This is a genomic window from Caballeronia sp. INML1 (genome assembly GCF_023631085.1).
Taxonomy (GTDB): Bacteria; Pseudomonadota; Gammaproteobacteria; order Burkholderiales; family Burkholderiaceae; genus Caballeronia; species Caballeronia turbans.
Genome location: NZ_JALQDT010000050.1, coordinates 39,086 through 50,288, shown reverse-complemented (window position 1 = coordinate 50,288; position 11,203 = coordinate 39,086). Strand labels below are relative to the sequence as shown.

Below are 11,203 nucleotides of genomic sequence, written 5' to 3'. Positions count from 1 at the left end.
ATGCGGGTATCCACCGCCAGGTTCTTCGCTGGTGCAGTCATCGCCGCGTCCGCGGCAAGCACGCAGGCGGCGCAGCAATGCGGCTGGCCCGCGTATCGCCTCTTCGTCGAGCGTGTCGTGCAGGCCGATGGCCGCGTGATCGACCGCTCGACCGGTGCGCTGCAAACCACGTCCGAAGGCCAGTCGTATGCGATGTTCTTCGCGCTCGTCGCGAACGACCGCGCGACCTTCGACCGTCTGCTCGGCTGGACGCGCACGAATCTGTCGGCCAATCAGTTCGATTCCAACAGCCTGCGCCTGCCCGCCTGGCAATGGGGCAAGAAACAGGACGGCTCGTTCGGCGTGATGGATCCGAACCCGGCCTCCGACTCGGATCTGTGGATCGCCTACGACCTCTTCCAGGCCGGCCGGCTGTGGAAGGAGCCGATGTACACGAAGCTCGCCTATGCGCTCGCGACGCAGATCGTGAAGCAGGAGATCGTCGATCTGCCCGGCCTCGGCCCGATGCTCCTGCCGGGGCCGCAAGGCTTTCGCACCGGCGATGTCACGCGCCTGAATCCGAGCTATCTGCCGCTGCCGCTCTTGCGCGGCCTCGCGCATGAAATGCCCGACGGCCCGTGGACGAAGCTCGCGCAAAACGCCGCGAAGATGATCAGGGTCACGTCGCCGCGGGGCTACGCGCCGGACTGGGCGGCTTACCAGAACGGCCAGTTCGTCGTCGATCCGAAGAACGGCGATGTCGGCAGCTACGACGCGATCCGCGTCTATCTGTGGGCCGGCATGGCGTCGGCGAGCGATCCGCTTGCGCGCCCATGGCTCGATGCGCTTGGCGGCATGCGCCAGAGCGTCGCGCAGACGGGTTTCCCGCCGGAGAAAGTATCGACCATCAGCGGCGCGGCGAGCGACGAAGGTCCGCTGTCGTACTGGGGCGCGCTCGCGCCTTACTTCAAGGCATTGAACGACGAGCGCGGTCTGGGCCTCGCGCGCACTCATCTCGACGCGCTGGTCGCGCCGCCGGGTGCGGGACGCGAACCGGTCTATTACGACCGCGTGCTCGGTCTGTTCGGCGGCGGGTTCATCGACGGGCGCTACCGCTTCGATGAAAACGGCCGTCTCTTGCCGAACTGGAGAAGCGCATGCTGATCCGGGCTCGAAAACGCGTCATCGCGGCGCTGCTTTGCGCCGCGCCGTCGATGGCCTTCGCGCAGGCCGCCGCGACCGATCCGCTCACGGTGCTCATCGATCAGGGCAAATACTGGCAGGCGCACCGGCGCGGCGACCTCGCGGAGCAGGCGTGGCAGAAGGTGCTGCGCATCAATCCCAAACAGCCCGACGCGCTCTTCGGCATGGGCATGGTGCTCGCCGACCGCAAGGACGGCAGCGGCGCGCAACAGTATCTCGCGCAGTTGCGCCAGGTCGCGCCGAACTATCCGAACATCGACGAGCTCGGCCGACGTCTGGGCGAAACCAGCTCGCGCGATCAGACCGTCAACGACGCGCGGCGTCTCGCGCAGAGCGGACAGAGCGCATCGGCCGTGCAGGAATACAAGCGCGCGATCGAAGGCAAGCCCGCGACGCCCGAGCTTCAGCTCGAGTACTACCAGGCGCTCGCCGCCACGCCGCAAGGCTGGGACGAAGCGCGCCGCGGCCTCGAACAACTGGCGCGCCAGAATCCCGACGATCCGCGCTATCAGCTCGCGTATGCGCAGCATCTGACTTATCGCGATTCGACGCGGCGCGACGGCATCGCACGGCTCGCGAAGCTGTCGGGCGATAGCGCCGTCGGCGCGGAGGCGAAAAAGAGCTGGCGGCAGGCGCTCCTGTGGCTCGGCGCGCGCGCATCGGATGCACCGCTTTATCAGGCTTATCTGCAAGTCTCGCCGGACGACGCCGCCGTGAAAGCGCGCTTCGATTCGATGGTTCAGCAGGACAAGTCCGCCCGCGAGCGCGCGCAGGCGGGCGCCGCGGTCGATGCGCGCGGGCGCACCGTCGCGGAGGGCTTTACCGCGCTCGATCGCGGCGATCTCGTGACGGCGCGCGCACGCTTTTCGTCGGTGCTCGCGAGCGACCCGAACGATGCCGACGCGCTAGGCGGCATGGGCGTCGCGGCCCTGAAGCAGGAACGTTTCGCGCAAGCGCGCACGTATCTCGAACGTGCGTCGCGGGCCGGCAATCCGGCGCGCTGGAAGGACGCGCTCACGAGCGCGACCTACTGGACCTATACGAGCGATGCGATCGGCGCGCGCAGCAACGGCCAGATCGCGCAGGCGAAGGCGCTCTTCGAGCGCGCGATCGCGGCCGATCCATCCGATGTCACCGCACAGGTGCTGCTCGGCGAAATGCTGCTCGCAAACGGCGATCCGCGTGGCGCGGAACAGGCGTATCGCATGGCGCTGCGCCGTCAGGCCGACAATCCCGATGCGATCCGCGGGCTCGTCGGCGCACTGGCCGCGCAAGGTCGAGGCGATGAGGCGCTCGAATTCGCCAATCGCCTGAACGCGGAGCAGCAGGCCAAGGCCGGCGGCATCAACAAGCTGCGCGGTGAAGCGCAGGCCGCGCAGGCGCGCGCCGCCGAAGCGCGTGGCGATCTCGGGGCGGCGCGCAGCCTCTTCGAAGACGCACTGCTCAACAATCCCGACGATCCTTGGCTGCGGCTCGACCTCGCGCGCATCTATGTGCGTCAGGGCGCGCTCGGCAATGCGCGCAGCATGATGGACGGCCTGCTCGCCACGCATCCCGACATGACCGACGCGCTCTACGCGAGCGCGTTGCTCTCCGCCGAAACGCAGGACTGGTCGGCCGGGCTCGCTCAACTCGACCGCATTCCCGTCGCGCAGCGCACGCCCGCGATGACCGCGTTGCAGCATCGCCTGTGGGTGCAACAGCAAGCCGAACTCGCGACGCGCACCGCCGCCGCGGGCCAGCGCCAGCAGGCCTTCGCGATCCTGCGCCATGCCGAGCCGGTCGCGGCGGGCAACGCCGAACTGATGGGCGCGGTGGCATCGGCGTATGTCAAGACGGGCGATCCGGGGCGGGCGCTTTCGCTCGTGCGCGGGGCAATGGCCAGTGCGCCGAACGACACCGGCCTGTTGCTGCAATACGCGGGGATCCTGTCGGCGACGCAGCAGCAAGCCGAACTCGGCTCCGTGATGCGCCGGCTTCAGTCGATGCCGCTCACCACGCAGCAGCGCGCGGACTTCAACAATCTGAACGTGGGGATCGTCGTGGCGCAAGCGGATGCCGTGCGCAGGCAAGGCGATCTCGCCGCCGCCTACGACGTGATCGCGCCGTGGCTCGCCGCGATGCCCGACAACGCCGATCTGCAAGCGGCGCTCGGACGCATGTACACGTCGGCGGGCGATGACCGCAACGCGCTCTCCTGTTATCAGAATGCGCTGTCGCGCCGTCCCGAGGATATCGGCCTGCAGACGGCCGCGATGTCCGCCGCGAGCGGCGTGCGCGATTTCAAGCTGGCCGAGACCTACGCGAACCAGGCGTATCAGGCCGCGCCGAACGATCCGGGCGTGCTCGCCGCGATCGGCCGGATGTATCGCGCGCAAGGCAAGCTCGATCTCGCCGCGCAGTTCCTGCAGCGTTCGCTCATCGCCGCCAATACGCCGGCGCCGGTCGCGTCCGCTCAGGGTCGCGGCAATGTTCCGCCCGGCTGGGAAACCGCGATGAGCCGCATCGGCTCGAATCCGCTGCCCGGCACCAACCCGTTCGAAGGCAAGACGGCCGTCGATACGGCGTCGAATCCGGCGCTCGCATCGGGCGCGTCTTATCGTCAGGCCCTTCCTCAGAGTTATTCGCAGCCCGTGCCGACCTATCTGCCGCCTCCTCAGCCCGCGCCTTATACGACACCTTATATGGCACCTTCCTCCGCTCCGGCGACGATGCCCAATGCCGTGCCGCGTTCGGCGCCGAGCGGCGGATACGGCCCGGACATGTACGGCTCGGGGCAATCGGGCGCGCCGTTGCAGCCTTATCCGGGACAGGATGCGGGGACGCCCGGTGCGTATCCGGCGCAGGGGTATCAGGAGCGGCCTGCGTATCAGCCGTATCCGCAGCAGCCGTATCAACAGCCGGGGTATTCGCAGCAGCAGCCTTATCCGCAGCAGGCGCCCTACGCCGCCCAGGACCCGTACACGGCGCCCTGGCCGATGTCGCCCGGCGCGCGCGAGGCGCAGTCGAACGCCTACGCGCCGCCGGCCGCAGCCGGCACGACGAAGAAGAAGCAGACGTCATCGCGCAAGACGACGCCCGCGCGTCCCGCCGATCCCTACGCATACGGCGCGCCGCCGCAGCCGCAACAGTACGCGCAGGCGCCATATGGCCAGCAGCCCTATTACGCGCCGCCGCCGCAACAGTACGCGCAGCAGCCGTATATCCCGCAGCCGCCGGCAGGCTACGCGCAGCCGTATTACCCGTCGCAGGCGCAGCCCGCACAGCGCGCCGCCGCCGCCGCGACGATGAGCGCGGGCGGCGTTCCCGTGCCGCTCGCGAATTCGCAGACGGCGGGCGTCGCCGAAGAACTCGCGCAGATCAACCGCGAGCAGGCGAGCACGGTCTCGGGCGGTCTCATCTTCCGCAGCCGCGACGGCGAGGACGGCCTCTCCAATCTGACCGATATCGAAGCGCCCATCGAAGGCCGCATCAAGGCGGGCAACGGACACGTGATCGTGCGCGCAACGCCCGTCACGCTGGATGCCGGCACCGCGAGCAGCCAGCCGAACACCCTCGCGCGCTTCGGATCGGGTCTGGGCGCGACAGCCAATCCGCCGACGAACAACTACGGATCGCAGACGGCGACGGGCGTCGGCCTCTCGCTCGGCTATGAGAATCGCAACTTCAAGGGCGATGTGGGCACGACGCCGCTCGGCTTTCGCGAGACCAATGTCGTCGGCGGACTGCAGTATCAGAACGCGATTAGCGACAAGGTGTCGTACTCGCTCGCCGTCGCCCGCCGCGCCGTGACCGACAGCCTGCTCTCCTACGCGGGCGCGCGCGATCAGGGCGCCGGCCTCGAATGGGGCGGCGTGACATCGACGGGCGCACGCGCCGACCTCGGCTGGGACGACGGCACGAGCGGCGTCTATCTGAACGCGGCGTATCAGTTTCTCGACGGCAACCAGGTCGCGACCAACAACGCGGTGAAAGGCGGCGGCGGCATCTATACGCGCCTTTTGAAGGACGCGGACCAGACGCTGACCGTCGGCGCGAACACGACGCTCATGCATTACGACAAGAACCTGTCGTACTTCACGTATGGGCAAGGCGGCTACTTCAGCCCGCAGCAGTACGTGATCCTGAACTTCCCGGTCGAATACGCGGGGCGTACGGGGCTCTTCACCTACGATCTGAAGGGCTCGATCGGCGTGCAGCATTATCGTCAGGACGAGTCGAACTATTTTCCGACGAACGCGACGTATCAGGCGCGCGCCGCAAGCTCGGGCGCCACGCCGGACGCGCTCGCGGTCTATCCCGGCCAGAGCAAGACGGGCGTGTCGTACTCGCTCAGTGCGACGGGCGAATACCAGCTTGCGCCGCAACTCGCTTTCGGGGCGACGGCATCGTTCGGCAACGCCTATCAGTATCGCGAGTGGCTCGCCGCGGTGTATGTGCGCTACAGCTTCACGCGTCAGAGCGTCGCGCAGCCGGCGTTCCCGCCGCAGGCGTTCAGCTCGCCGTATCTGTCGCTGTCGAACTGATGTTCTTGCGCGCGCTGCGCTTGCGTCCAGGCGTGAACCTGCTGCCGCAAGCGCAGCGCGCCAGCGGAATCAGCCGAATGAAAACACAAAGCGCCCTCATCGCGAACAACGACCAGTTTCTGCGCGACCTGCAGTTGTTCTGCATCGTCGCGCGCCGCTCGAGTTTCATCGCCGCGGCCACCGAGACCGGCATCTCGCCCGCGCACGTCAGCAAGCGCATCGCGATGCTGGAGACGAGCCTCGGCGTCAGGCTCCTCACGCGCACGACGCGCCGCGTCTCGATCACGAGCGACGGCGAAGCGGCCTTTCAATGGGCGCAAAAGATCATCGACGACATGCAAGGCATGGCCGATGCCTTCGCCGGATTCGACGATCCGCGCGGCCTGCTGCGCATCGGCACGAGTCTGCGGCTCGGACGCGAGCACGTATCGCCTGCGCTTACGTTGCTCAGGCAGCGTCATCCGGGGCTGGAGATCTGGCTGGAACTGCTCGACCGGCGCGTCGATCTCATCGGCGAGAGCTTCGATATCGACATTCGCGTCGGCGAGGTCGTGGAGCCGCATCTCATCGCGCACAAGATCGTCGACAGCTTTCGCGTGCTCGCCGCCGCGCCCGCGTACCTCGAACGGCGCGGCGCGCCGAAGACGCTCGCCGAGCTCGCGCAGCACGACTGCCTGCTGTTTCGCGGACGCGATCAGCGCTTCGGCGTCTGGCGTCTTTCCGGACCCAATGGCGAAGAAAGCGTGAAGGTGACCGGGCCGATCGCCTCGAACCACAGCGACATCGTGCGGCAATGGGCCAAGGACGGCTTCGGCATCGTGATGGGTTCGATCTGGGACGTCGCCGCCAGCCTGCAGGACGGCAGGCTCGTGCCCGTCCTGCCGGCTTACCGGCAGCGCGCGGATGTGTGGGCGGTGACGTCGGCGCGCTCGTCGCATTCCGCGAAGATCCGCGTGTGCATCGACTTCCTGAAGCAGCAATTGACGCATGGTCCTTACGCGCTCGTCACATCCGCCGTCGCCGGGGTTCTGACGCTTACGCGAATCGCCTTGTCGATGCATTAAGCGTCGCGGCACGGTAAAAAAGCCACCGCCACTTTTACCCGCAACCGGGTTGGGTCGAATCCGGCGCCATGCGCGCCCGCTTCTCTACTCGAAACCCTTATCCACCGGCGTTCGCAGGCTTATCACTCAACGCGAAAACCGGCATCTTCCACACATTTTTTCGTTGTCGGAACGTCACGGACGCCGGCAAAAAAGCCTGTTGTCTATAAGTGTTTCTTTCCAAATGTTTCTAAGACGTGTAATGATACTGATTCGCATTTAACCGAATCGCGATGTCCGGCACATTCAATGACGCCCGTCGCGACAGCGTTCACAGGGCGCGCCGGTCCTTGCCCGCCGGCCTCGCCGCTGCGCTTCGATCTCGGTTCGATCGAACATCGGCACGCGAAAACCCGCTTCGCTGCCGATTCGGATATCACTAACAAGCATCGGGGAAACGACATGTTGAGAAAGACGCCGCTTGCCGCGGCATTGGTAACTATTGTCGCGGCGCCCATGGCCGCGCCGCTGTACGCCCAAACCGCACCGCAAGCCGCACCGCAGAACGCTCCGTCGTCGCAAGTCGCGCAAGCGGCACCGCCCCAAGACGCTTCGGCCGTCACCGCCCCTGAAACCGCTGCCCTGCCGGCCGTCAAAGTAACGGGCCAGGCCGACACGCCGGATTTTCAGCCGGAAATGTCGAGCGTCGGCGCCAAGGTGCCGACTGCGCTGCGCGACATTCCGCAGGACGTCGTCGTGGTGCCGAAGGCGGTGCTGAACTCGCAGGCGGTCAGCTCGTTCTCCGATGCGCTGCGCAACGTGCCGGGCGTCACGCTCGGCGCGGCCGAAGGCGGTCAGATCGGCAACAACATCAATCTGCGCGGGTTCTCGGCGCGCACGGACATTTATCTCGACGGTTTCCGCGATCGCGGCCAGTACTATCGCGACACCTTCAACCTCGAATCGATCGACGTGCTGTACGGCCCGTCGTCGCTGTACTTCGGGCGCGGCTCGACGGGCGGCGTGATCAATCAGGTCAGCAAGCAGCCGAACCTGAAACCGCGCGCCGATGTCTCGCTGCAAGCGGGCACGCATGATCGCTATCGCACGACGGTCGACATCAACCAGCCGATGACGGACACTTCCGCGTTCCGCGTCAACGCGTTCGGCCAGTCGCTCGGCTCGACGCGCGACGAGATGATCAACAAGGACTTCGGCATCGCGCCCGAGGTGAAGTTCGGTATCGGCACGCCGACGCAAGTGACGCTCTCCGCGCTGATCCAGCACAACCGCGATCAGCCCGACTACGGCATTCCGCCGTTGAACGGCCACCCGGCGCCCGTCGACACGAAGACGTTCTACGGCTTCACCGACGACCGCACCATCCAGGACGTGCAGACGGTGAACGCGCGCGTGGAGCATCGCTTCGACAACATGTTCACGCTGCGCAACCAGACACAGTTCAGCCACTACAGCACCGAGGCGCGCGCGACCAATCCCGCGGCCGTGCTGACGGGGCCGCTTGGCACATCGCCCGCGCTCTCGAACGGCAACTACACGACGCTGCCGCTGTCGTCGCTCTTCGTGCGATTGCAGGGCAAGGACCGCAACATCAACGATCACTCGGTCTACAACACGACCGACATCCAGGGCAAGTTCGCGACGGGCTTTCTCAAGCACGACATGCTCGCGGGCGTCGATCTCAGCCACGAAACGTACAGCAACCAGAGCTTCACGGCGACCACGCCGGGCCTGCCGTCGAACACGCTCGCGATCGTGCCGCTCGTCGATCCCGCCTACGTGCCGCGTCCGTCGAACTATCGCGAGGTGGCGACCAATCTCGCGGAGTCGAGCGCGAACGGCATCGGCGTCTATTTGAACGACACGATCTCGATCGGCGAGCACTGGAAGTGGATCGGCGGCGTGCGCTGGGACCGCTACGAAGCAGCCATCAACAACTCGATCAACGCGCCGGGCTATGCGACCCAGACGAACTACTTCACGAGCGTGCGCACCGGCGTCGTGTGGCAGCCGACGGACTGGCAGTCGTACTACGTGTCGTACGGCACGTCGTTCAATCCGTCGCTGGAGGCGCTCACGCTCACCAACGGCCAGCAGAACACGCCGCCGGAACACAACCGCTCGTATGAAATCGGTTCGAAGTGGGATCTGTTGAACGGCGGACTGTCGATCACGCAATCGCTCTTCAACATCGACAAGACCAACGCGCGCACGCTGACATCGACCGGCGAATACACGCTCGACGGCGACGTGCGCGTGCGGGGTTATCAACTGGGCGTTGCGGGCCACATCACGCGTCAATGGCAGATGTTCGGCGGCTACACGTACATGGACGGCACGGTGCAGAAGGCCTTCGACGGCACCACGGGCAACCAGCTCGCCAACACGCCGCATCACATGCTCACGCTGTGGACCACGTATGATTTCACGCCCGCATGGCAGGTGGGCGGCGGGCCGTCGTATGTGTCGTCGCGCTATGCGGCAAACAACAATCTGGTCCAGGTGGGCGGCTACGTGCGCTGGGACGTGATGGCCGCGTATCATCAGAAGCGCTACGATATCCAGTTCAACGTGCAGAACATGTTCGACAAGAAGTACTACGACGCCCTGATTCCGTCCGACGGCGGACGCGCGGTGCCGGGTCTTGGCCGCACGTTCATCGCGACGTTGAATTACCGCTTCCGTTGATGTGAATGCGAGCGCGCCGTGATACGCGGCGCGCGTTCGCGAAGGCAATAACAATGATCCTCTCGATACCGAACGTGCTGAGCCCTGAAGACGCGGCCACGATGCGCGCGCGCCTCGAAGTCAGCGACGCATGGGTCGATGGCCGCGCGACCGCGGGCTATCAGGGCGCGCCGGTCAAGCGCAACATGCAGATTGCGGAAGGCTCGCCGATCGCACTCGAAATGGGCGATGCGATCGTCGGCGCGCTCGAACGCCATCCGCTTTTCATCAGCGCGGTGCTGCCCAATCGCGTTTATCCGCCGCTCTTCAATCGCTATGAAGGCGGCATGCATTTCGGCAGTCATGTCGATGGCGCGATCCGCATCGTGCCCGGCCATGGCGCGCGCGTGCGCACCGATGTGTCCGTCACGCTGTTTCTCACGCCGCCCGACGAGTATGACGGCGGCGAGCTCATCATCGAAGATACCTATGGCGTTCAGGAAGTGAAGCTGCCCGCGGGCCATGCGATCGTCTATCCCGCGACGAGTCTTCATCAGGTGCGGCCCGTCACGCGGGGCGCGCGGGTATCGAGCTTCTTCTGGGCGCAAAGCCTCGTGCGCGACGACGCTCAACGCGCGCTGCTCTTCGATCTCGACAATTCCATTCAACGCCTGAACGCGACCAACGGCGACGAAGCCGCCAAGCGCTCGCTCGTCGGCTGCTATCACAACCTGCTGCGCATGTGGAGCGATACGTGAATCACGCCACGCGCAGCACGTTCGAAGACGTCCGCCCGACCTCCGCGAGCAAGGCTTCGTCGCGCGCGATCACGTCCGGCAGATGCGCGCGCAGAAACTCGACCCACGTGCGCGTCTTCGCATCGACGAACTTGCGCGACGCATAGAGCGCATAGAGATTCGTGCGCTGCAACGTGTGATGCGGCAACACGCGCACGAGCGAGCCATCGCGCAGGCCCTCGATCGCCGCATAGAGCGGCAACATGCCGATGCCCATGCCTTCGCGGATCGCGACCACGAGCGATTCCGCGATGTTCACCTGCACCGTGCCGCTGATCTGCAACGTCTCGCGGCCCTCGGGCCCTTCGAGCGTCCATTCGCGCGCGGGAAACGCGGGCGTCTGCAAGGTGAGGCAATCGTGCTGCGCGAGATCGGCCGATACCTGCGGCGCGCCACGCGAGGCGATATAGCCGGGCGACGCGCACAGAATGCTGAAGGTCGCGCCCAGCTTGTGCGAGATGACTTCCGAGTCCGACAACGCACCCGCCGACACGACGGCCACGTCGCTGCTGCCTTCGAAGAGATCAGGCATGCGCTGCGACAGCGTGAGCTCGACTTTCACATCGGGATACAGCGCGCGATATCGGGCGATGGCAGGCAGGATGTAATGCTGTCCGACGCTCGCGAAGCTGAACATGCGCAGCGTGCCCGACGGATGTTCATGCGCGCAGCTCGCTTCTTCTTCGGCGCCGTCGATGTCCGCGAGAATCTGCCGCACGCGCTTCAGATAGCGCTCGCCCGCCGACGTGAGCGCGAGACGCCGCGTCGAGCGGTTCATGAGGCGCGTGCGCAAATGGTCTTCGAGTTCGGAGACGGCGCGTGACATTGCGCCCGTTGTCGAGTTCATCGACTGTGCGGCAGCCGTAAAGCTGCCGGCTTCGATCACGCGGGTGAAGACCCGCATGTTCTGTAGGGTATCCATCAAACCGTAACAATGACATCGAAGGCGCTATTGTCCGCCTTCGCG

Annotated in this window: 6 protein-coding genes; 5 read left to right on the top strand and 1 reads right to left on the bottom strand. The window is 65.9% G+C overall.

Going from position 1 to position 11,203, the window contains the following annotated elements; all coding sequences use genetic code 11:
* The 5 genes from bcsZ (at position 1) to NCR38_RS15930 (ending at position 10,197) form a co-directional block, all read left to right on the top strand.
* Positions 1-1,143 carry a cellulose synthase complex periplasmic endoglucanase BcsZ gene (gene bcsZ / locus NCR38_RS15950; protein WP_061115995.1) on the top strand — a complete coding sequence of 381 codons (1,143 nt, stop codon included), beginning with the start codon at positions 1-3 and terminating at the stop codon, positions 1,141-1,143.
* Positions 1,137-5,708, top strand: coding sequence for a cellulose biosynthesis protein BcsC (locus tag NCR38_RS15945; protein ID WP_061115996.1), 4,572 nt, complete (start codon positions 1,137-1,139; stop codon positions 5,706-5,708). Before bcsZ ends, NCR38_RS15945 begins: the two co-directional genes overlap by 7 nt.
* A gap of 77 nt (positions 5,709-5,785) precedes the next feature.
* Positions 5,786-6,772, top strand: coding sequence for a LysR family transcriptional regulator (locus tag NCR38_RS15940; protein WP_250477344.1), 987 nt, complete (start codon positions 5,786-5,788; stop codon positions 6,770-6,772).
* A gap of 441 nt (positions 6,773-7,213) precedes the next feature.
* Entirely contained in the window at positions 7,214-9,460 is a 2,247-nt protein-coding gene (locus NCR38_RS15935; protein ID WP_061116120.1) for a TonB-dependent siderophore receptor, read from the top strand.
* Positions 9,461-9,513: 53 nt separating this feature from the next.
* Entirely contained in the window at positions 9,514-10,197 is a 684-nt protein-coding gene (locus NCR38_RS15930; protein WP_061115997.1) for a Fe2+-dependent dioxygenase, read from the top strand.
* A 1-nt stretch (position 10,198) separates the two neighbouring features.
* Here the strand turns inward: NCR38_RS15930 and NCR38_RS15925 are convergent, their stop codons facing one another.
* A complete protein-coding gene (locus NCR38_RS15925) occupies positions 10,199-11,158 on the bottom strand; it encodes a LysR family transcriptional regulator (protein ID WP_061115998.1) in 960 nt (319 codons plus the stop codon).
* Positions 11,159-11,203: the final 45 nt, after the last annotated feature.

What these genes read in the sequence shown, in the direction of transcription:
- bcsZ (WP_061115995.1), top strand. Translation starts at nt 1, where the DNA reads ATGCGGGTATCCACCGCCAGGTTCTTCGCTGGTGCAGTCATCGCCGCG.
- NCR38_RS15945 (WP_061115996.1), top strand. Translation starts at nt 1,137, where the DNA reads ATGCTGATCCGGGCTCGAAAACGCGTCATCGCGGCGCTGCTTTGCGCC.
- NCR38_RS15940 (WP_250477344.1), top strand. Translation starts at nt 5,786, where the DNA reads ATGAAAACACAAAGCGCCCTCATCGCGAACAACGACCAGTTTCTGCGC.
- NCR38_RS15935 (WP_061116120.1), top strand. Translation starts at nt 7,214, where the DNA reads ATGTTGAGAAAGACGCCGCTTGCCGCGGCATTGGTAACTATTGTCGCG.
- NCR38_RS15930 (WP_061115997.1), top strand. Translation starts at nt 9,514, where the DNA reads ATGATCCTCTCGATACCGAACGTGCTGAGCCCTGAAGACGCGGCCACG.
- NCR38_RS15925 (WP_061115998.1), bottom strand. Translation starts at nt 11,158, where the DNA reads ATGGATACCCTACAGAACATGCGGGTCTTCACCCGCGTGATCGAAGCC.